Origin of the sequence: Achromobacter sp. ACM01, assembly GCF_014851745.1 — a bacterium.
Lineage (GTDB): Bacteria > Pseudomonadota > Gammaproteobacteria > Burkholderiales > Burkholderiaceae_B > Achromobacter > Achromobacter aegrifaciens.
Window position 1 is genome coordinate 94,076 of record NZ_JACVAF010000007.1, and the last position, 19,940, is coordinate 114,015.

Below are 19,940 nucleotides of genomic sequence, written 5' to 3' on the forward strand. Positions count from 1 at the left end.
GTAGGGGGTTGCCGCCATGGCAGCCCGGTTTTCTCCTGTGCTTTGAAGGGCGGTCACCGCATGCGGCCCGCCCTCTTTTTTTGGATCGAGGCGGCCCTTTTTTTGCGCGGTCAGTCCGGAAACGGCGTTCCGACGCACTACACTTGAGGCATCAAGAACACAGTGAGGCCGTCATGAACAATCGCACCCAATGGATGGAAGACATCCAGAAGAACATCTCCGACCTGATCGCCCGCAGTCCGGCCGCGGATGTGGAGCGGAATGTGCGCGCGATGATGACGCAGGCATTCTCCAAGCTGGATCTCGTCACGCGCGAGGAATTCGACGTCCAGGCCGACCTGCTGGCGCGCACCCGAGCCCGGGTGGACCAATTGGCCGCGCAGGTGCAGCAGCTGGAGTCGCGCTTGTCCGCGCTGGACAAGTAAGCGCTGGAGGCCGCATCTCGCGGCCGGCAGGAATTGCTTTCCGGAAACGGCCGCGATCAGCGGCCGTTTTCCATTTCCGCGTGCGCATCTGTGGTTGACGGGAGTGATGCTTCTGTCACGGCCGCCGCCGCGCGGGCCTCGCGTTTGCGGATACTGGCGGACCCAACTCTTGCTCGGAGGCCGCCTTGACGCTAGCCGTACTTGCCAGCCGCGCCCTGTGCGGCCTGGATGCCCACGCGGTGCGCGTGGAAACGCATCTGGGCCCGGGCCTGCCCAGCTTCAATGTGGTCGGCCTGCCCGATACCGAAGTGCGCGAAAGCCGCGAGCGCGTGCGCGCCGCCATCTTGAACAGCGGCTTCGAGTTCCCGCCCGGCAGGATCACGGTCAATCTTTCGCCCGCCGACATTCCCAAGGAGTCGGGGCGTTTCGACCTGCCGATCGCCCTGGGCCTGCTGCTGGCCTCCGGCCAGTTGGCCGCGCCGGTGGACGTTCGCGATCCGGAATCGCCCGTTCGGGATCCAGCCTTGGCCGACCTGGTGCTGGCCGGGGAGTTGTCCCTGACCGGCGCGTTGGTGCCGGTCGCGGCGCCGCTGGTCATCGCGCTGAGCGTCGCCCGGGAGGCGCCCGGCGCCACGCTCATCCTGCCTGCGGGCAGCGCCGAGCAGGCCGCCTGGGTTCCCGGGCTGCGCGTGCTGTCGGCGCGCACGCTGGCTGACGTGGCAGCGCACGCCACCGGTGCCTGCCTGTTGTCCAACGCCGTGCCCCGGCCCTGGCCGGCGGCTGCGCCCGGACCCTGCCTGTCGGATGTGCGGGGGCAGCCGGGGGCGCGGCGGGCTTTGGAGGTTGCTGCAGCGGGCGGACATAGCCTGTTGATGATAGGGCCGCCGGGAGCGGGCAAGAGCATGCTGGCGGCGCGCCTGCCGGGCCTGCTGCCGCCGCTGGCGCGCGGCGAGGCGTTGGAAGTGGCCGCCGTCGCCGCGCTGGCTGGCTTGTCCGACGCGCCCGTGGGGCAGCCCCCGTTCCGCGCGCCACACCATTCCGCCACGGCGGCGGCGCTGGTAGGCGGGGGGAGTCGTCCGCGTCCGGGCGAGATCAGCCTCGCGCATCATGGGGTGTTGTTTCTGGATGAGTTGCCAGAGTTCAGCCGCCGTACGTTGGAGGCCCTGCGGGAACCCCTTGAGACGGGCAGGGTGGTCATCGCGCGGGCGCTGCGCGCGGCGCAGTTTCCCGCCCGTTTCCAGTTGGTGGCGGCCATGAACCCGTGCCCTTGCGGGTGGCGCGGGCATCCCGGGCGGCCCTGCGCCTGCACGCCGGATCAGGTGGCGCGCTATGCAGGCAAGATATCGGGCCCGATGCTGGACCGCATCGACCTGCACGTGGCCTTGCCGCCATCCGACCCCGAATGGATGGGCAAGCCGCCGGGGGAGGCGTCCGGCCCGGTCCGGGAGCGCGTGGCGCGTTGCCGCCAGCGTCAGCAGGCCCGCCAGGGCAAGCCCAACGCCGCGCTGGCGGGGGCAGAACTGGACGAGCATTGCCGCCTGGACGACGAAGGCCAGGCCTTGCTGCTACAGGCCATGCGCCGCCTGTCGGGGTCGGCCCGCGCCATGCACCGTGCGCTGCGGGTGGCGCGTACGATCGCCGATCTGGAAGGGGAGGACGCCCTGGGGGGGCGCCACATTGCCCAGGCGGTGCAGTACCGGCGGCCGGGCGTATGACACCCCTCTGTGGCGTTCGCCACCCCTGGGGTTGCGCTTTGCCGGCTGCCTGGCTCGACAAAATGCGGGAAATCACCATATAATCAAAGGCTTTCCCGGATCTGGATCAGATTTGATCTGTTTCTGGGGAGAATTCGCCTGGCAGCAATGCTGGCGGAACGTACCCCGGAAATGCTTCGGATGCAATCCAGAAGTGTCCCGGAAGTACCCCGGAAGTACCCCCAAGAAGTGGCAACAGGTCTCCAAGTTTTGCCGCCATGGAAGGTTTCATCGGCCGTCCATGCGTCAAGCACCTGGCGTCATGCATATCAACAATGAGTGTTTAGTTTAGGGAATCAACATGCCCAAGATGAAAACCAAGAAAAGCGCCTCCAAGCGCTTTAAGGTTCGCGGCAGCGGCTCCATCAAGCGCGGTCAGGCGTTCAAGCGCCACATTCTGACCAAGAAGACCACCAAGGCCAAGCGTCAACTGCGCGGCTCGGCAGCGGTCCATGACTCCAACGTGGCCTCCGTCAAGGCCATGATGCCTTTCGCTTGATCTAAGGGAGATCTACTATGCCTCGCGTCAAACGCGGCGTAACCGCCCGCGCACGTCACAAAAAAGTCATTGCCGCCGCCAAGGGTTACCGTGGCCGCCGCGGTAATGTGTTCCGTATTGCCAAGCAAGCAGTCATGCGCGCTGGCCAATACGCCTACCGCGACCGTCGTAACAAGAAGCGCACGTTCCGTGCTCTGTGGATCACGCGTATCAACGCCGCCGTCCGCGAACATGGCGTCAGCTACAGCGTGTTCATCGCCGGCCTGAAGAAGGCTTCGATCGAACTCGACCGCAAGGTTCTGGCCGACCTGGCCGTGCGCGACAAGGCCGGCTTTGCCGCCATCGTGCAGCAAGCCAAGGCTGCCTTGGCTGCCTGATCGCGCTTTAACTCATCGCGCATCGCTGCAAACGGGGCTGTAATGGCCCCGTTTGCGTTTTGAAGGCTGGATTTCATGACTCAAACGGTTGACGACCTGGTCTCCCAGGCGCAAGAACGCTTCGCCGCGGCCTCCGATGCCGCCGCGCTGGAAAATGCAAAGGCTCGGTTCCTGGGCAAGGAAGGCGCGCTGACGGTGCTGCTCAAAGCCCTCGGCAAGCTCGACCCGGAGCAGAAGCGCGAGATGGGCGCCCGGATCAATCAGGCCAAGCAAAGGGTCGAAGAGCTGCTGAACCTGCGGCGCGCCGCGCTGGCACAGGCTGAACTGGACGCCCGCCTGGCATCCGAAACCATTGACGTCACCCTCCCGGGCCGCGGCCGCGCGCCGGGCGGCATCCATCCGGTGATCCGGACCTGGGAACGCGTGGAAGAGATCTTCCGTTCCATAGGCTTCGACGTGGCCGACGGCCCCGAAGTGGAAAACGACTGGACCAATTTCACTGCTTTGAACAGCCCGCTGGACCATCCTGCGCGCTCCATGCATGACACGTTCTACGTCGACATGCAGGACGCCGAAGGCCAGCCGCTGCTGCTGCGCACGCACACCAGCCCCATGCAGGTGCGTTACGCCCGCATGCATAAGCCGCCCATCAAGGTCATCGCACCGGGCCGCACCTACCGCGTCGATAGCGACGCTACGCACTCGCCCATGTTCCACCAGGTGGAAGGGCTCTGGATCGCCGAGGACATTTCGTTCGCCGACCTGAAGGGCGTGTACACCGATTTCCTGCGCTGCTTCTTTGAAACCGACGACCTGGCCGTGCGTTTCCGCCCGTCGTTCTTCCCGTTCACGGAGCCGTCCGCCGAAATCGACATGATGTTCACCTCGGGGCCGAACCGCGGCCGCTGGCTGGAGATTTCCGGCTCGGGCCAGGTGCATCCGCAAGTGGTGCGCAACTTCGGCCTCGATCCCGAACGCTACATCGGCTTTGCCTTCGGTTCCGGACTTGAGCGCCTGACCATGTTGCGCTACGGCGTCAACGATCTGCGCCAGTTCTACGAAGGCGATTTGCGCTTCCTGCGCCAGTTCAACGAATAACAGACGGCTGATCATGCAATTTCCCGAATCCTGGCTGCGTACGCTGGTCAACCCCGCCATCGCCACCGAAGAACTTGCGCACCGGCTCACCATGGCCGGCCTGGAAGTCGAAGACACCGTGCCCGCCGCGCCCGCCTTCAGCGGCGTGGTCGTGGGCCACATCGTCGAAATCGCGCCCCATCCCGACGCCGACAAGCTGCGCGTCTGCAAAGTGGACGACGGCGCCGGCGAACTGCTGCAGATCGTGTGCGGCGCGCCCAACGCCGCTGCCGGCCTGAAGGTGCCGCTCGCGCGCGTCGGCGCCGAGCTGCCTGGCGGCATGAAGATCGGCGTGGCCAAGATGCGCGGCGTGCAGTCCTCGGGCATGTTGTGCTCGGCCCGCGAACTGGGACTGTCGCAAGACCATGCAGGCCTTTTGGAACTGCCCGCCGACATGACGCCGGGCCAGTCGATCCGCGAGGCGCTGAATCTGGACGACACGCTCTTCACGCTGAAGATGACGCCCAACCGCGCCGACTGCCTGTCCATCCTGGGCGTGGCGCGCGAAGTGGCCGCCCTGACCGGTGCGCCGCTGTCGGTACCCACCGCTGTCGCTGTGCCGGTCACGCTGGACGAGCGCCTGCCGGTCAAGGTCGAGGCGCCTGATCTGTGCGGCCGTTTTGGCGGCCGCGTGATCCGCGGCGTCAACGCCCGCGCAGCGACTCCCGAATGGATGAAGACGCGCCTGGAGCGCGCCGGCCAACGCTCGGTATCGGCGCTGGTGGACATCTCCAACTACGTCATGCTCGAACTGGGCCGTCCGTCGCACGTGTTCGACCTGGACAAGATCCGCGGCGACCTCAGCGTGCGCTGGGCCCGCGAAGGCGAAACGCTCGAACTGCTGAACGGCCAGACCGTCACGCTGGATTCGACGGTGGGCGTGGTGGTCGCTGGCGATCAGGTGGAAAGCCTGGCCGGCATCATGGGCGGCGAAGCCACCTCGGTCACGCTCGGCACCCGCAACATCTATCTGGAAGCCGCATTCTGGTGGCCGCAGTCGCTCGCCGGCCGCGCGCGCCGCTACAAGTTCAGCTCGGAAGCCAGCCACCGCGGCGAGCGCGGCGTGGACTACGCCACCATCCCCGAGCACATCGAATTCATCACGCGCCTGATCATTGACATCTGCGGCGGCGAAGCCGGTCCGCTGGATGACCAGATCATCAACTTGCCCAAGCGCGAGCCCGTGCGCATGCGCCTGGCGCGTTGCCACCGCGTGCTGGGCGTGCCCGTCACGCAAGCCGAAGTCGCCAAGATCTTCGGCAGCCTGGGGCTGGACTTCAAGATCGAGGGCGACGACTTCATCGTCACGCCGCCTTCCTACCGCTTCGACCTGGAGCTTGAAGAAGACCTGATCGAGGAAGTGGCCCGTATCTACGGTTTCGAGAACATCCCCGTGGAGCCGCCGATGGCGCGCGCCAAGATGTTCTCGCAGCCGGAAATCCGTCGTGGCGCCCATGCGCTGCGTCGCCTGGCTGCCGCGCAGGACTACCAGGAAGTCGTGAACTACAGCTTCGTTGAAGCCGACTGGGAACGCGACTATGCCGGCAACGAAACGCCGGTGCGCCTGGTCAATCCGATTGCAAGCCATCTGTCGGTCATGCGCTCCAGCCTGATCGGCAGCCTGATCGCCAACATCCGCCATAACGCCAACCGCAAGCAGACGCGCGTGCGTCTGTTCGAACTGGGCCGCGTGTTCATGCGCGATGCGTCCGTTCAGGACGGCCCGCTGGAAGTGGCCGGCGTGCGCCAGCCCATGAAGCTGGCTGGCGCGGCCTGGGGACCGGCCGTGGAAGAGCAGTGGGGCGTGGCGACCCGCCAGGTGGATTTCTATGATGTGAAGATGGATGTCGAGGCGCTGTTCGGCGCGCGAGGCAGCCGCCTGCGCTTCGAAGCCGCCTCGCATCCCGCCCTGCATCCGGGCCGCAGCGCCCGCATCGAGCTGGACGGCAAGCATGTCGGCTGGATCGGCGAACTGCATCCGCGCTGGGCTCAGCAGGCCGACCTGGCGCATGCGCCCGTCGTGTTCGAACTGGACGCCGCAGCCTTGTCCGAAGGCGAACTGCCGCAAGTGCGCGAACTCTCGCGCCAGCCCATCGTGGTGCGCGACCTGGCGCTGTGGGTCGATGCCCACGTGTCGGCGCAATCCATGCTCGACACCGTCGCCGCGGTCGTGAAGGCGGATCCGCAACTGTCGGTGGTGCAGGACGCGCGCCTGTTCGACGTGTGGCGCGAGAAGGCCCACGGCAGCGAACCCGTCACCGAGAAAAGCCTTGCTTTCCGTTTCTGGCTACAGGACACTGAGGTCACGCTGGACGAGGCCCGCGTGGCGGATTGCCTGGCACGCATCAAGGAAGCCTTGGTGGCTGCGCACGGCGCTCGCCAACGCGCTTGAACCATGGGGAACAGTATGCTTGCTGCCGAGCCGCGCACTCTGACCAAGGCTGAACTGGCCGAACTGCTCTTCGAGCGGGTCGGCCTGAACAAGCGCGAAGCCAAGGACATCGTCGATACCTTCTTCGAGGAAATCCGCGACGCCTTGGCGCGCGGTGATTCCGTCAAGCTCTCCGGCTTCGGCAACTTCCAGGTGCGCGACAAGCCGCCGCGCCCTGGCCGCAATCCCAAGACCGGCGAGACCATCCCCATCGCCGCGCGCCGCGTGGTCACCTTCCACGCAAGCCAGAAGCTCAAGAGCGTGGTGGAACAGGCCGCGCCCGCAGCACCCGACGCCGAGGAGTGATACGCTTTGTCGGCAATTGTTATCGGCACCTGACGCATCGCGGCATAAAATCCCCTTATGACACGTACCGAATCCACCGTTACCTTACCGCCCATTCCCGCCAAGCGTTACTTCACCATCGGTGAAGTCAGCGACCTGTGTGGCGTCAAGCCCCATGTCTTGCGGTATTGGGAACAGGAATTCACGCAGCTCAAGCCGGTGAAGCGGCGCGGCAACCGCCGCTACTACCAGCATCACGAAGTGCTGCTGATCCGCCGCATCCGCTCGCTGCTGTATGAGCAAGGCTTCACGATCAGCGGCGCGCGCAATCGCCTGGGCGATGCGCGCGACGTGCCGCATGATCAGGACGCGGCAGTGCGCCTGTCGGGCGCCGAGATGCAAGCCTTGCGCAATGAACTTGGCAACGTCTCGACGATGCTGGCCGAAGCCTTGGGCACGGCGGCAAACGCAGCAGGCGCAAGCGCCAGCAACGTCAGCCCTGCGGCCTGATCGTCGGCGCATCGTCTTCCCCATATGGTTTGAACGCAGTACCAGCAACGCGCGGCGCAAGCCGCGCGTTGCATTGAGCAGTACCTCGCGCAGCAATCATCGATGCGCATGCGGTTGATGCAATCGATGAACGCAGCGCGAAAATTTTTTTGAGTATTCAGCACTTTTTTTGCACGAATGCGTGCAAACAATTTTTTGTTCTGCTATACTCTTTTTCTTTCGGGGCGTAGCGCAGCCTGGTAGCGCACTTGCATGGGGTGCAAGGGGTCGCGAGTTCGAATCCCGCCGTCCCGACCAGTAGTTCCAAAGGCCGTCAGTGAGAAATCACTGACGGCCTTTTCATTTTTGTTGGCCTGATTTCAGCGAGCGCGGTGCAAGCGCGTTATGCCAATGGCTGATAAAAAACTGCCGGCGTAAAACGGCGGCAAAGTGTCAGCCATGGAAAAAGCCACCCGCAGGTGGCTTTGTTTTTTCCGATCAGCCCCGATACTCCAGATGGATCAACGGGTAGGCCCTGCCTTGATCATCAAGCGGCGAACGGCCTGTGCGCTTGAAGCCCATCCTTTCATAGAAGCCCACCGCCTGGCCGTTCTGTTCATTGACGTCCGTCGTCATGTTGGGATGGAGGGATAGGCCGTGCCGCACCAGCGCGGCGCCTATGCCGGTTCCGCGGCAGGCGGGATCGACGAACAGCGCTTGCATGTGGCCGTTGTCGATGAGCATGAATGCCTGGGGGTAGTCGCGGGCGTCGACCGCAAGCCAGAGCGGCACTTGCGGGAGAAAACCGCACACCATCTCGTCGATGGCCTGGCGATCCTCGGGTGAAAGAAAGTCGTGCGTGGCGTCTACTGCGCTGCGCCAGATTTCGACTGCGCGCGCGCCTTCGTCGGGGCGGGAGGTTCTTATCGTAATCATCCTCGCAGCGTATTTGATTTCTTTTTGCGGCGTCAAATTGACGAACCCGAATGGGTACACTGGGACGCTCTTCGACTAGGAAAAGAAATGGCGCAACAGAATGCCGTGAAGAACAAGGCGCGTCGTCGCATGCCTGACGGCCGCCGCTTTTGGTTTATCAGCCTACTGGGCATCATTGTGACCTGCAGCCCAGATATCCTAGATGCATTGCGAGGCCAATTCGGGCCGGCGCAACGGCTGGTGATCCCGGCGCTGCTGCTGTATTGGCTGTATCGGGGCAGCGAATGGGCGCGCTGGATCTTGATGGTCCTGCTGCTCGGCATCGGTGCGATGAATCTCTACCTGCTGACGGGCATGCTCAAGTATTCCGCCCATCTGTGGTTGCATGCTTACGTCGCCAGCGCTGCGATGGTCCTGACCGGGTTCTATCTGGCATTGGCGAAGAAGGACTTCACGCGTTATTGCAGCCATGTCGCTGTGCGAAACGCCCGCAAGGCAGCGGCGCGGCAGGCGGAACCTCGTTAAACGCCAGATTGGAAACGTGGAGTGGGAGGAAGTGCCGGTGCTGTACGTGGTCTTGTGGAGCGTGTTGGCGCTAGCTGCATTCACTGGCAGCCTGTTCGTCTTCTGGACGCGGCCGTTCCAGTTCAAGGAGCAGGGCGCGGGGCCGGACTATCGGCCGTCTGCCGGTATCGCAGGGGCCTTGATGACGATTGCCGTTCTCGCGCTGGTGATTGCGCTGACCGTATGACGGCGATCGGTTACGCGCCTGAATGGTATAAGTGCGCGGCAGCGCAATTGCGGTGCGATTGACGGTCAGTGATAACTCCAGGCGGTATGCGGATGAAAGTCATGAGAACTCTTGCGGTGCCTCTATTGCTGACGCTGTATGCGACCGGCGCTGTCGCTGAAGCGCAGGCGGACGCATCGACCACGCGCGTGGTACAGGGCGGCCGCTGGACCGACGACGCAGCCAAGGGCGCGTACCGGATCCTGGTCGAAGAGGTCGGGTTCGAGCACGTCAGCTGCCGCGTACGGATTCAATGGGTCGCGCCCGCGGCCGCTGGCCGTCCTGCAAAGCTCATTGCGGAACAGACCTTCGCGGAACTCTCGACCACTTTCTGGAGTTGCGGGCAGGACAAGCAGAGAGTGGTTGTCGCCGGTAATGTGCTGAAAGTGCAGGCCACGCACGCGTATTCCGGTGAGCCATGCACCTTTACGGCAAAGCTCGGCAAGCCGGGCCGATATCAATACGAAGGGTGCAGCAACGAGAAGCCGGCGATCAAGGTTGGCGGTTGAGTAACGCACCCCAGCGGTACATCGCGCACCGCGAGCTCGTGCGACGTCACGCATGGCTTGGTTAAGATAAAGCCCACTCTTCGATATGCCTACTTGATGCCTCCATTCCAACGCACGTCCCTGCTCAAAAGAATATTCGCCAGCAAGATCACGCTTCTGCTGATTGCCTGCAATGTCGCGGTGTACGGCGTGGCGGGATTTTTAGACTCGCGCGCGTTCGAGAGCCTGAGCCAAACCTCGTTCCTGATCGATTGGGGCGGCAACGTACCGGCCTTGACCTTGTCCGGGGAATACTGGCGCCTGTTCACCAGCATGTTCCTGCACATCGGCTTCCTGCACCTGGCAATCAACATGCTGGCGCTGTGGTCGCTGGGGATCATCCTGGAGGCGCGCATGCGTTCCGGGGTGTTCCTGGGCGTGTATCTGCTGTCGGGCCTATGTGGCAGCCTGGTCACCGCGTTATGGCATCGCGACGAGTTTTTCCTGAGCTGCGGGGCGTCTGGCGCAATCCTGGGCATTTTCGGGGCCGCGATCGTTTACGGCTTGCATGACCGGCGTATGGGCCGGCCCCACATCCCGCCCGGCAATCTGCTGTTCAGCCTGGTGCTGACCTTTGGCGCGGGCTTCGCGTTCGACGTCGACAACGCGGCGCACCTGGGCGGCTTGCTGTCGGGAGCGCTGCTCGCGGGCATCGCGCTGTATGCCGAGCGCTTGCGGCCCGTAACGGCGGCGGTGGTCCTGGCCGCGACGGGCACACTCAGCGCCGTGGCGCTGGCCGCGGTGACGCTCGACAATCATGACCGCGGTATGCAGGAACAGCTTGCCGCCGCGCAGTTTGGGCGCACGCTGGGAAAAATGGGATTGCTGGGCTCGGATCAGGCGCTGTGGAAAGCGTCGTCGCTGGATGAGTGCATTGCCGGCGCGTTGTCCGCCGCTGTGCGCGATGGATCGCGAGCGCCGGATCTGCGAGGTTGCGCGAAACCCGGAGACAGGGATCAGGCGCTGTTGGCAAGGTTCATGCCGCTGCAGTACCAAAGCTGCCATGCGCAGATCGCAGGGTTGCGCAAACTCTACCCGGATGCCGCCCTGCAAGAGGCATTGACCGCGGCGGACCAGTACTGCGGAGTTCAAGCGCAGATCTATGGCGCGATCTTTCAAGCAGACGGCGCCGAACTCGATCTGGAAAAGGCGCGCCAGGCGCGTTTGAAGATGAACTTCCTGCTCGACGAGCGGGGCATGTACCGGACGGATTCAGCGCCATTGCGGGCGCAGGCAAACGCCATGAAGCGCATGCTCCGCCGCCCGGGCGAGCTGGCCTGGGCAATCATCGGGCGCTCGGGTTGCCCATACTGGAGCTGCGAGAGGTAGCGCGGGCTGCGGCGTGCCGCGCTTCACACCAGACGGCGGCTGGGGTCCGCGACGTGGGTCGTGACGATGTCGATAAACCGCTCGAGCGGCGCCGACTGGTTGTCGGCCCGCCAGACCAGCTCCCAATGCTGGACCACGTCCAGATCGGGCAGCTCCTTGAAGGCAACGGTGGGCGGCGCGGCCCGTGTGGCCGAGTCGGGCAGAACGGTGCAGCCCAAGCCCGCGGCGACCAGGGTGAGCATCGATCCGACATCCACGCCCTGTATCGATGAGCGGGGCACGAACCCGGCCTTGAAAAAGCAATGGATCAGCCTGTCATGCCAGACAGGCGCTGCATTGCGCGGCAGCCAGATGAAGTCCCGGCCGGCCAGTTCGCGCAAGGACGCCGGGCCGTCATTGTCCCAGTGCCAGTCCGCGGGATAGGCGACCAGCATCTTCTCGGAGTAGATGGGGATGCCTTTGAACGCGGGATCGTCGAGCGGCCTGAACAGCGTGAATCCCGCGTCCAGCCTGCCTGTGGGCAGTAGTTCGATCTGCGCATCCGAAAGCAGATGACTGAGTGTCAACGAGACCCCCGGGGCTTCCCGGCGGAATCGCCGCAGCGCATCGGCGAGCAGGGAACGCAACGTCAGCATGACCGGCAGGGCGATGGTCAGGTGACCGATCTCACCGCGTCCCGCGCGCTGCGCGCGCTCCATGGCCGCGGTCGCGTCGCCCAGCAGGCGGTTGGCGTCCAGGAGCAACTGCTTGCCCGCTTCGGTCAGATGGACGCCTCGGGTGGTTCGTTCAAAAACGGCGGTGCCCAGCTCTTCTTCCAATGCCTGGATCTGCCGGGTCAATGCCGGCTGGGCGATATGCACCGACTGAGCCGCGAGGCTGATGCTGCCGCATTCGGCGACGGCAACGAAGTAGCGCAATTGCCGCAGATCCATGGCTATACCTTATTAGTATGACGGGCATCGTTAAATAGCATTTTACGGCATGGGTGGGGTGTCTCTACCATTCGGGCGGTAGTGAACCTGTGTAGACAAAAACTTCAATAACGAAGGCCCAAGCCCATGCCACAGAAAATCCTTGATCATTTGTCCGCGGACGCCGCCAGGTACAGGCAGATACGGCACGACCTGCACGCGCATCCAGAACTGGGTTTTGAGGAGCACCGGACCGCGGCGCTGGTTTGCGAGGAGCTGCGCCGGCTCTCCATCGGATTCCACACCAACATTGGACGCACCGGCGTAGTCGGATTCATTCCAGGCCGGGAAACGAGCAGCGGACGGGCGATAGGCCTGAGAGCGGACATGGACGCGCTCCCCATCCGCGAATGCACGGGGCTGGGGTACGCGTCAGCCGAGGACGGAAAGATGCATGCCTGCGGCCACGACGGCCACGTCGCCATGCTGTTGGCCGCCGCCGCCTATCTGCAGCGCACCCGGAATTTCAACGGCGTGGTCTATCTGATTTTTCAGCCCGGCGAAGAAGGGCACAACGGCGGGTTGGAAATGGTCAAGGATGGCCTGTTCGAGCGGTTTCCCATTGAAGAGATATATGCGCTCCACAACTGGCCGGCGTTGCCTCTGGGGACGGTATCCATTCCGGTCGGGCCCGTCATGGCGGCGTCCGACCGCATTACGATCCGGATCCGCGGCAAGGGTGGCCATGGGGGGATTGCGCCTCAACGGACGGTAGATCCGGTCCTGATCGCCGGCCACGTCATCGTTGCGGCGCACTCCATCGTGAGCCGCAACCTGGACCCGCTGGACGCCGGCGTGCTCAGCCTATGCGCCGTGGCGGGAGGCAATCTGGCGGGCTTCAACGTCATACCGGACGAGGTGGTGCTTACGGGCACCGCCAGATCGTTGCGGCCGGAAGTTCAGCAGGTCTTGCAGGCCCGCCTGCGGGAAACCGTGGAAAGCGTTTCGAAAGGGCTGGGCGGATCGGCGACGCTGGACTATGAGCCGAACGTGCCGGCAACGGTCAATACGGAACCGCAGACCCGCCTGGCCAGGCTGGCGGCGCAGGACGTGGTGGGCGAACAGCATGTGGTCCGGCATCCGGTGCCCAGCCTGGGCGGGGAGGATTTCGCCTACATGCTGCGCGAGCGGCCCGGTGCGTATCTGCATCTGGGCACGGGCGATCCGGATCATGTACACGGGTTGCACACCTCGCACTTCGATTTCAACGATGCCGCCATTCCCATCGGAAGCGCGGTGCTTTCCCGGATAGCCGAAAGAGCGCTGCCGCTGGACAACAACAACTAGGTAGCAATTGGGAGGAGACGAGACATGAATAAGGCAAAAATGAAAAGCGCCCCGCGATGGCTGCAATTGACGGCGGCGATATTTGGCAATGCGCTCGAATGGTATGACTTCGGCGTGTTCGCGGCGATGGCATTCATCATCGCCAAGGTGTTCTTTCCGGAAGCGGGCGAACATACCGCGCTGCTGCTGACGCTGGCGACGTTCGGCGTCGGTTTCGTCACGCGCCCGATAGGCGGCATCGCCATCGGCATGTATGCGGACCGCAAGGGCAGGAAGGCAGCGCTGCAACTGATTATTGCGTTGATGACGGTGTCCTTGCTCATCATGGTCTTTACGCCTTCGTATGCGACCATAGGCGTCGCCGCGCCCATCCTGATCGTGCTGGCCCGCCTGATGCAGGGGATCGCGACTGGCGGCGAGTTCGCATCGTCCACCGCCTATCTCGTGGAGGCCGCGCCCAGGAACAAGAAGGGACTCTACGGCGCATGGCAGATGTTCGGCCAGAATCTCGCCAATCTGGGGGGCGCCGCCACGGGGTTTCTGCTGACATCGGTCTTCACCGAGCAACAGCTGCTCGACGGGATGTGGCGCATTCCGTTTGTCGTGGGACTGCTGATCGCGCCGCTGGGATGGTGGATCCGGCGCTATCTGGACGAACCCGAAGAGTCCGCGGCGTCGCTGCGCAAGGGGGAGACGGTCAGCCTGGCAGCGATGTTGGGCCGTTATCCGCGGTCCATCGCAGCCACGCTGTGCCTGACCACGTGCGCCACGGCTTCCGTCTATACATTCATCATTTATCTGCCGACTTTCGTGACCCGCCAGTTCGGTTTCGCGCTGCACGACGCCTTCACCGCGCAGGCCATCGGGCTGCTGGCGCTGATCGTCATCATTCCAATTTCCGGCGCGATTTCGGATCGCCATGGAAGAAAGCCGGTGATGCTGTCGTTCCTGCTGCCGTACGCGATATTGATGTATCCGCTGTTCTCGTGGGTGCAGTCGACGCCGACCTTGCCGAATCTGGTCGTGGGGTTCACCGTGCTGAGCATACTGCTGGGCGGCTTTCTTGGACCGTTCGCGACAGCGCTAGGCGAACAGTTTCCAACGAACGTGCGCTCGGCCGGCTTGGCGGTTTGCTACAACATCGCCGTCATGATTTTTGGCGGTTTCGCCCAGTTCATCGTCACCTGGCTGATCCAGGCCACCGGGATATCACTGGCGCCCGTTTTTTACAGCCTTGCAGGCGGCGCGCTTGGTGTGCTGGGCTGCCTGTTGATACGGCCGGCCGATCATGCCAGGCAGGTGGCCCAGGAGTTGCCGGCACGGATGGCGCAGCGCGGATCAGTGGCGTGAGATGCCGCGCGTAGACAGCAAGAAGCGGGAGGACAGGGCCCGCTCGCGTTTGTAGGATGCAGGCATCATTCATGTCTGGAGCAGACGCCCATGTCTTTATCTCTTGCTGGAAAAGTGGCTTTGGTCACGGGCGCGTCCTCGGGTATCGGGCGCGCCGTGGCGTTGCGCCTGGCCGCCGAGGGCGCGGCGCTGGTGCTGACGGCCAGACGCCGTGATCTGCTGGAGCAGGTGGCCGATGAGATCAGGAGCGCCGGCGGGCGGGCCTGCGTTGCTGCGGGAGATGTCGCCTTGCCGGACACGCACAGACTGGCGGTGCAGTACGCCCAGCGCGAGTTCGGCGGCCTGGACATCGCGATAAACAATGCCGGCACCATCGGGCCCTTCAAGCCGCTTGCGGAAGTTGCCCTGGAAGAATGGGAGCATACGCTGAGCGTCAATCTCACGGCGGCGTTCCTGGGAGCGCGCCATCAGATTCCGGCCATGCTGGAGCGGGGCGGCGGCGCGCTGGTCTTCGTGTCCAGTTTTGTGGGGACGAGCGTGGGCCTGCCCGGCATGACGGCCTATGGCACGTCCAAAGCCGCGCTGATGGGCTTGGTCAAGGGCATTACTGCGGACTATGCCGCGCAAGGCATCCGCGCCAATGCGCTCTTGCCTGGGGGAGTGGACACCGAGATGGCCGGGAGCCAGGAGCAGAAGGACTGGGCGGCCGGCCTGCATGCCATGAAGCGGATTGCGCGCGCCGATGAAATCGCCTCGGCGGCGCTGTTCCTGGCCAGCCCGATGGCAAGCTTCGTGACCGGGTCCGCGCTCTATGCGGATGGCGGCAACTCCGCCGTGAAGTGAGCGCGCCGTCCAGGCTCAATCGCGCAAGACGGGTGCGTCGTCGGCAATCGCCTGTCGGCGCGAGTACATCTCCAGGGCTTCCTCGGCATTGACGCCCAACGGCCCGAGAACGGCATCCAGCGCCTTGGCATTGCGGGCAAGCTGATCGCGGCCGGGCAGTTCACCGTTGACCGCCATGATGACGCGATTGCCCGTTTGCAGATTGAAGAATTCTCCGAACACCGCGGCATAGGTCGCCGATTCGCGTGCATAGAGCTGGCTCTCGGTGAAGGTGTTCGCCACCGCCACGCCGCCCGGCGCGAGGATGCCGCGCACGTGTTGCAGGAATTCCAGCGTCATCAGATGTTCGGGGATGTAGTCGACGTCGAACGCGTCCAGCATCACCATGTCGTATTGCAGGCCGTCGCGATGGGCGCGTTCGATGTAGGCGCGGCCATCTTCCAGAAAGAGGCGTTGCGCGGGGCCTTCCTGGTAACCGAAGTAGCGCGCCGCGACCTTGCCCACGGCGGGATCGATTTCCACGGTATCGATGACGGTATCGGGCAGGAGCGCGGCCAGGGTCTTTTGCAGTGTGGCGCCGCCCAATCCGACGATCAGGATGTTGCGCGGCTTGGGATTGATGTAGAGCGCGGTCATCATCATGCGCGTGTAGGAAAACACCAGCTGCCCGGGATGCTCGAGGCTCATGCAGGTCTGGCGGCCGACGTCGTGCATGGAGTTGAAGTTCATGCAGCGCTCGCCGTTTTCCTCGAACACGAGCAGTTTGCCGAACTGCGAATCTTCGCTGTGGATCAGCTTGGGGCCGCCCGTACCTCGCAGCAGCACCAAGGCGGCGCCGGCGATGACGAGGACGAGAATGGCGCGGAGGGCAACACGGAGCATTTGGCGGCAAGCAACAGGTAGGGGACGCGTCATCGTATCGTGGGCCGGGTCCACCGCGCGGACGCTGGCGTGAATCCCCTGGCGGCAAGACGCCGGCGGCGTCGCGACGGCAGGAATCAACGATCGGTTTTATTGAAAGACTCGTTCGATATATTTCATTTCCTTAAATGCTCGGCTCTCCTTAGAATTTCGCTCGAAACGGGGCGCATAGATTCCCGTCCGGTAAATCAGAGGAGACCTGCATGTTCTACGATCCCGTCCCCAGGATTCAAGCCAGCGTATACGCCCGGCTGCCCGACGAGCTGAAGTGGCAGGGCCAGGACCTGAACGAGTGGGTCGCTGGCCAGCCGCAGGGCAATCCGCCGCGCTCGTTGCTGGAAGGGCCGTCCTTCGGGCCAGACGGCCTGCTGTATTGCGTGGACGTCATCAACGGCCGCATCCTGCGGGTCGATGCGCGTGGCGAATTCGAGCCGCTCGTACAGTACGACGGCTGGCTCAACGGCCTGAAGTTCCATCGCGACGGCCGCATCTTCATCGCCGACTACAAGCACGGCATCATGCAGTTCGACCTCGAGCGCCGCGAGGTGCGCCCGGTGCTCGAGCGCTACAACATCGAGCGCTTCAAGGGCGTGAACGACCTGTTCTTCTCGCAGGCGGGGGATCTCTATTTCACCGACCAGGGCATGACCGGCTGGCAGGATCCGACTGGCCGCCTGTTCCGCCTGCGGCCGGACGGCAAGCTGGACTGCCTGCTTGATTGCATACCCAGCCCCAACGGCCTGGTGATGGATCTGGACGAGCACGCGCTGTATGTGGCGGCGACGCGGGCCAACGCGATCTGGAAGGTGCCGCTGCTGCGCAACGGCCAGGTCGGCAAGGTGGGCACGTTCATCCAGATGTCGGGCGGCGGCGGCCCGGATGGCCTGGCGCTGGATGCGAAGGGCGGACTGTGCATTGCCCACGTGGGTCTGGGCGCCATCTGGTGCATGGATCCGTTGGGCCAGCCGGCTTTGCGCATCCAGTCTCCCGAGGGGCTGCACACCACCAACCTGGCCTTCGGGGGAGCCGCGGGCCGCACGCTTTACATCACCGAGTCCAGTTCGGCCAGCATCCTGCGCGTCGAACTCGATGTAGCGGGCAAGCCGATGTACCTGCCGGCGCCGGCCGCGCAGGCGCTCTGACTACCACATACCCCAACTACCAAAAGGACGGAACAGATGGATCAGGCAATTGTGCTGGGCGCGGGCACCATGGGGGCCGACGTCGCCGCCGGTTTTCATGCGGCCGGCTGGCGTGTATGGCTGGTGGAGCCCGACGCGGCGGCGCGCGCGGCGGCCACGCGGCGCGTGAACGCCTCCAGCGAAATGATCGGCGGCCAGGCGGACGCCGGGCGCATCGTCACCAGCGCAACCATGGAAGAAATCGACTGGAACGATACCCGCATCGTGGTCGAGTGCGTGCCCGAACTGCTGGAAACCAAGCGTGCCGTATTCGCTCGCCTGGAACAGCTGGCGCCCGCTTCGATTCCCTTGACCAGCAATTCGTCGAGCTTTCCCATCAGCGCCATCGGCGAGGGCTTGCAGACCCGCGCACGCATGGTGGGTCTGCATTACTTCATGCCGGCCCATCTGGTGCCCGCCGTGGAAGTGATACGCGGAGAGGCTACCGATGAAGCCATGGCCCAGGAAGTCAGCCGCATCATGCGCGATACCGGCAAGAAGCCGGTGCAGGTCAAGCGCGACGTGCCGGGGTTTCTTGCCAACCGCATCCAGCATGCGCTGATGCGCGAGGCGATCGCGCTGGTCGAGGAAGGCTTCGCGTCCGCCGAGGACGTGGATACCGCCGTGCGCTACGGGTTCGGATTCCGCTACATCGCGGCCGGCCCGCTGCTGCAGAAGGATCTGGCCGGCATCGACATCCATTGCGCGGCGGCCGCGACGATGTATCCGCACCTGCGTACGGACGACAGGCCCAGCGCGCTCATGCGCGAGCTGGTCGAGCAGGGCAACATAGGCGTCAAGTCGCCTTCCCTGAAGGGCTTCTATCAATGGACGCCGGACCGCGTCGCCCAGGAGCAGCGGCGCTACCAGGTCGCCTTGGGCAAGGCCATGCAGATCCTGAAGGATGAAGAGGCGCTGGCCTGACGCAGACTGTCGCGGAGCGGCAGGGCTTCGAACTTGCGGATGTCGGGGTTCTTTAGCCGCCGAGGCTGCCCTGCGCCATTCCGATGCTCGCCCCGGCGGGGCTGCGCTTCGGATGGCTCCGGGGTCCTCGGCTGGCAGTCGCCTGATGCGTTGGTTTCAGCCGCCGTTCATGGGCAGATGCCGTGAGCCGGTGTCCGGACGGAGGGATCCGAAGCGCAGCCCCACCGGGGCGAGCATCGGAATCCCGCAGTCCGGACGCCGGCGACTCAAGAACTCTACTTCACCAAACCGAAGTACAGCCCGGATTTTCCTCATCCATACGTCCTAGGACTCTCACGGATTTTTTTGACAGAACATAAATTTTTTTCTCTTTTCGCAGGCGGGAGTTTGCGAACATGCGCCTAGAGCTTTCAAGCCATAAGAACGCATCGGGAGACAAAAATGTTCTGTAAGAATGCCGCGCGCAAGCGCATTCACATCGCCGCGGCCGCCTTCATCGCGGCTGCTGCTTTCACCGTTCCTGGCCATGCATCCGCGCAGGCCGCCGACAGCTATCCGAACAAGCCCATCCGCCTGATCATCCCGTATCCGCCTGGCGGCGCGACCGACGTGATCGGACGCATCGTAGGCCAGCGCCTGAGCGAGCAGATCGGCGGCCAGGTCGTGATCGAGAACCGCGGCGGTGCAGGCGGCAATATCGGTGCGGCGGAAGTGGCGCGCGCGCAACCTGATGGCTATACCTTGCTGATGGGGGCGCTGACTTCGCATTCGGTCATGGCGACCCTGGAGAAGGACACCATCCCCTACGACCTGCGCAAGGACTTCGCGCCCGCCGGGGTGGTCGGCTTTGTGCCGCTGGTGGCCGTGGTCAATCCCAAGCTGCCCATCAAATCGCTGGCCGATCTGGTGAGCTACGCGAAGGCGAATCCCGGAAAACTCAATTTCGCCTCGTCGGGCGCGGGCGCGCCGCAGCGCATGGCGATGGAACTCTTCAAGCAGATCGCGGGCGTCAACATCGTGCACGTGGCCTATCGCGGCAGCGGCCCGGCCATGACGGACCTGGTCGGCGGCCAGGTGGAGACGATGACCGAGACGGTGCCCGCCGCGATCTCCTTCATCAAGTCCGGCCAGTTGCGTCCGCTGGCCGTGCTGACGCCGCAGCGCGTCTCGATGTTGCCGGACATTCCCACCGCCGAGGAACAAGGCTTCAGCGGCTTCAACGTCAGTTCGCTCTTTGGCGTGATGGCGCCGGCCGGCACGCCGGCTCCCATCGTCGCCAAGATCAACAAGGCGCTGACCACGGCGCTGGCCAAGGACGATGCCAAGGCCCAGCTGCTGCAGCAAGGCGTCTATGCCGACGCGCTCGACGTCGAAGCCTCCAAGGCGCGCCTGAACGCCGAAATCGAGCAGTGGGCCAAGGTCATCCGCGACGGCGGCATCACCGTAAATTAACTGGAAGCAGC

The 19,940-nt window shown here is 64.1% G+C and carries 21 protein-coding genes and 1 tRNA gene; 19 read left to right on the top strand and 3 right to left on the bottom strand.

The window, feature by feature from the left end; translation table 11 throughout:
* The first annotated feature begins 173 nt into the window (after nt 1-173).
* The 9 genes from IB268_RS26780 (at nt 174) to IB268_RS26820 (ending at nt 7,715) form a co-directional block, all read left to right on the top strand.
* Nucleotides 174-425, top strand: a complete 252-nt coding sequence (locus tag IB268_RS26780) for an accessory factor UbiK family protein (protein ID WP_054458252.1) — start codon at nt 174-176, stop codon at nt 423-425.
* A gap of 185 nt (nt 426-610) precedes the next feature.
* Nucleotides 611-2,140, top strand: coding sequence for a YifB family Mg chelatase-like AAA ATPase (locus tag IB268_RS26785; protein WP_192355083.1), 1,530 nt, complete (start codon nt 611-613; stop codon nt 2,138-2,140).
* 340 nt (nt 2,141-2,480) lie between these two features.
* On the top strand, nt 2,481-2,678 hold the full coding sequence (gene rpmI, locus IB268_RS26790) for a 50S ribosomal protein L35 (RefSeq protein ID WP_008159912.1): 198 nt from the start codon (nt 2,481-2,483) through the stop codon (nt 2,676-2,678).
* Between the two features lie 17 nt (nt 2,679-2,695).
* On the top strand, nt 2,696-3,055 hold the full coding sequence (rplT, locus tag IB268_RS26795; protein ID WP_006218741.1) for a 50S ribosomal protein L20: 360 nt from the start codon (nt 2,696-2,698) through the stop codon (nt 3,053-3,055).
* Nucleotides 3,056-3,130: 75 nt separating this feature from the next.
* Entirely contained in the window at nt 3,131-4,153 is a 1,023-nt protein-coding gene (gene pheS / locus IB268_RS26800) for a phenylalanine--tRNA ligase subunit alpha (protein ID WP_054458250.1), read from the top strand.
* Between the two features lie 13 nt (nt 4,154-4,166).
* Entirely contained in the window at nt 4,167-6,584 is a 2,418-nt protein-coding gene (gene pheT, locus IB268_RS26805) for a phenylalanine--tRNA ligase subunit beta (protein WP_192355084.1), read from the top strand.
* Between the two features lie 3 nt (nt 6,585-6,587).
* Nucleotides 6,588-6,929 carry an integration host factor subunit alpha gene (locus IB268_RS26810; RefSeq protein WP_054458248.1) on the top strand — a complete coding sequence of 114 codons (342 nt, stop codon included), beginning with the start codon at nt 6,588-6,590 and terminating at the stop codon, nt 6,927-6,929.
* A gap of 57 nt (nt 6,930-6,986) precedes the next feature.
* On the top strand, nt 6,987-7,418 hold the full coding sequence (locus IB268_RS26815) for a MerR family transcriptional regulator (RefSeq protein ID WP_054458247.1): 432 nt from the start codon (nt 6,987-6,989) through the stop codon (nt 7,416-7,418).
* A 220-nt stretch (nt 7,419-7,638) separates the two neighbouring features.
* A tRNA-Pro gene (locus tag IB268_RS26820) sits at nt 7,639-7,715 on the top strand.
* A 180-nt stretch (nt 7,716-7,895) separates the two neighbouring features.
* Here the strand turns inward: IB268_RS26820 and IB268_RS26825 are convergent.
* Entirely contained in the window at nt 7,896-8,333 is a 438-nt protein-coding gene (locus IB268_RS26825) for an acetyltransferase (protein WP_192355085.1), read from the bottom strand.
* 87 nt (nt 8,334-8,420) lie between these two features.
* Between IB268_RS26825 and IB268_RS26830 the strand changes: the two genes are divergently transcribed.
* From IB268_RS26830 to IB268_RS26845, 4 genes are all read left to right on the top strand, one after another.
* Nucleotides 8,421-8,858, top strand: coding sequence for a hypothetical protein (locus IB268_RS26830; protein ID WP_119451627.1), 438 nt, complete (start codon nt 8,421-8,423; stop codon nt 8,856-8,858).
* 37 nt (nt 8,859-8,895) lie between these two features.
* Nucleotides 8,896-9,084 carry a hypothetical protein gene (locus tag IB268_RS26835; protein ID WP_054458306.1) on the top strand — a complete coding sequence of 63 codons (189 nt, stop codon included), beginning with the start codon at nt 8,896-8,898 and terminating at the stop codon, nt 9,082-9,084.
* Between the two features lie 101 nt (nt 9,085-9,185).
* Nucleotides 9,186-9,632, top strand: coding sequence for a hypothetical protein (locus IB268_RS26840; RefSeq protein ID WP_192355086.1), 447 nt, complete (start codon nt 9,186-9,188; stop codon nt 9,630-9,632).
* Nucleotides 9,633-9,689: 57 nt separating this feature from the next.
* Nucleotides 9,690-11,000, top strand: a complete 1,311-nt coding sequence (locus IB268_RS26845) for a rhomboid family intramembrane serine protease (RefSeq protein WP_192355087.1) — start codon at nt 9,690-9,692, stop codon at nt 10,998-11,000.
* A gap of 23 nt (nt 11,001-11,023) precedes the next feature.
* Here the strand turns inward: IB268_RS26845 and IB268_RS26850 are convergent, their stop codons facing one another.
* On the bottom strand, nt 11,024-11,932 hold the full coding sequence (locus IB268_RS26850; protein WP_054458242.1) for a LysR family transcriptional regulator: 909 nt from the start codon (nt 11,930-11,932) through the stop codon (nt 11,024-11,026).
* A gap of 126 nt (nt 11,933-12,058) precedes the next feature.
* Between IB268_RS26850 and IB268_RS26855 the strand changes: the two genes are divergently transcribed.
* From IB268_RS26855 to IB268_RS26865, 3 genes are all read left to right on the top strand, one after another.
* A complete protein-coding gene (locus tag IB268_RS26855; RefSeq protein ID WP_192355088.1) occupies nt 12,059-13,258 on the top strand; it encodes an amidohydrolase in 1,200 nt (399 codons plus the stop codon).
* 24 nt (nt 13,259-13,282) lie between these two features.
* Nucleotides 13,283-14,608 carry an MFS transporter gene (locus IB268_RS26860; protein WP_192355089.1) on the top strand — a complete coding sequence of 442 codons (1,326 nt, stop codon included), beginning with the start codon at nt 13,283-13,285 and terminating at the stop codon, nt 14,606-14,608.
* Between the two features lie 90 nt (nt 14,609-14,698).
* Nucleotides 14,699-15,451 carry an SDR family oxidoreductase gene (locus IB268_RS26865; protein ID WP_054458239.1) on the top strand — a complete coding sequence of 251 codons (753 nt, stop codon included), beginning with the start codon at nt 14,699-14,701 and terminating at the stop codon, nt 15,449-15,451.
* Between the two features lie 15 nt (nt 15,452-15,466).
* On the opposite strand, the gene IB268_RS26870 is transcribed toward IB268_RS26865, so the two are convergent.
* On the bottom strand, nt 15,467-16,333 hold the full coding sequence (locus tag IB268_RS26870) for a spermidine synthase (RefSeq protein ID WP_192355090.1): 867 nt from the start codon (nt 16,331-16,333) through the stop codon (nt 15,467-15,469).
* A gap of 242 nt (nt 16,334-16,575) precedes the next feature.
* On the opposite strand from IB268_RS26870, the gene IB268_RS26875 reads away from it, so the two are divergent.
* The 3 genes from IB268_RS26875 (at nt 16,576) to IB268_RS26885 (ending at nt 19,929) form a co-directional block, all read left to right on the top strand.
* The gene (locus IB268_RS26875) at nt 16,576-17,514 is read left to right on the top strand and encodes an SMP-30/gluconolactonase/LRE family protein (RefSeq protein ID WP_192355091.1); all 939 of its coding nucleotides are present in this window, start codon (nt 16,576-16,578) and stop codon (nt 17,512-17,514) included.
* A 36-nt stretch (nt 17,515-17,550) separates the two neighbouring features.
* Nucleotides 17,551-18,477 carry a 3-hydroxyacyl-CoA dehydrogenase family protein gene (locus IB268_RS26880; RefSeq protein WP_054458236.1) on the top strand — a complete coding sequence of 309 codons (927 nt, stop codon included), beginning with the start codon at nt 17,551-17,553 and terminating at the stop codon, nt 18,475-18,477.
* A gap of 441 nt (nt 18,478-18,918) precedes the next feature.
* A complete protein-coding gene (locus tag IB268_RS26885) occupies nt 18,919-19,929 on the top strand; it encodes a tripartite tricarboxylate transporter substrate binding protein (RefSeq protein ID WP_054458235.1) in 1,011 nt (336 codons plus the stop codon).
* Nucleotides 19,930-19,940: the final 11 nt, after the last annotated feature.

Bases quoted from the DNA above. Each gene is read 5' to 3' on its own strand.
- IB268_RS26865 (WP_054458239.1), top strand. From the start codon at position 14,699: ATGTCTTTATCTCTTGCTGGAAAAGTGGCTTTGGTCACGGGCGCGTCC.
- IB268_RS26825 (WP_192355085.1), bottom strand. From the start codon at position 8,333: ATGATTACGATAAGAACCTCCCGCCCCGACGAAGGCGCGCGCGCAGTC.
- IB268_RS26830 (WP_119451627.1), top strand. From the start codon at position 8,421: ATGGCGCAACAGAATGCCGTGAAGAACAAGGCGCGTCGTCGCATGCCT.
- IB268_RS26840 (WP_192355086.1), top strand. From the start codon at position 9,186: ATGAGAACTCTTGCGGTGCCTCTATTGCTGACGCTGTATGCGACCGGC.
- IB268_RS26780 (WP_054458252.1), top strand. From the start codon at position 174: ATGAACAATCGCACCCAATGGATGGAAGACATCCAGAAGAACATCTCC.
- IB268_RS26855 (WP_192355088.1), top strand. From the start codon at position 12,059: ATGCCACAGAAAATCCTTGATCATTTGTCCGCGGACGCCGCCAGGTAC.
- IB268_RS26850 (WP_054458242.1), bottom strand. From the start codon at position 11,932: ATGGATCTGCGGCAATTGCGCTACTTCGTTGCCGTCGCCGAATGCGGC.
- IB268_RS26860 (WP_192355089.1), top strand. From the start codon at position 13,283: ATGAATAAGGCAAAAATGAAAAGCGCCCCGCGATGGCTGCAATTGACG.
- rplT (WP_006218741.1), top strand. From the start codon at position 2,696: ATGCCTCGCGTCAAACGCGGCGTAACCGCCCGCGCACGTCACAAAAAA.
- rpmI (WP_008159912.1), top strand. From the start codon at position 2,481: ATGCCCAAGATGAAAACCAAGAAAAGCGCCTCCAAGCGCTTTAAGGTT.
- IB268_RS26810 (WP_054458248.1), top strand. From the start codon at position 6,588: ATGGGGAACAGTATGCTTGCTGCCGAGCCGCGCACTCTGACCAAGGCT.
- IB268_RS26870 (WP_192355090.1), bottom strand. From the start codon at position 16,333: ATGCTCCGTGTTGCCCTCCGCGCCATTCTCGTCCTCGTCATCGCCGGC.
- IB268_RS26885 (WP_054458235.1), top strand. From the start codon at position 18,919: ATGTTCTGTAAGAATGCCGCGCGCAAGCGCATTCACATCGCCGCGGCC.
- pheS (WP_054458250.1), top strand. From the start codon at position 3,131: ATGACTCAAACGGTTGACGACCTGGTCTCCCAGGCGCAAGAACGCTTC.
- IB268_RS26875 (WP_192355091.1), top strand. From the start codon at position 16,576: ATGTTCTACGATCCCGTCCCCAGGATTCAAGCCAGCGTATACGCCCGG.
- IB268_RS26880 (WP_054458236.1), top strand. From the start codon at position 17,551: ATGGATCAGGCAATTGTGCTGGGCGCGGGCACCATGGGGGCCGACGTC.
- IB268_RS26815 (WP_054458247.1), top strand. From the start codon at position 6,987: ATGACACGTACCGAATCCACCGTTACCTTACCGCCCATTCCCGCCAAG.
- pheT (WP_192355084.1), top strand. From the start codon at position 4,167: ATGCAATTTCCCGAATCCTGGCTGCGTACGCTGGTCAACCCCGCCATC.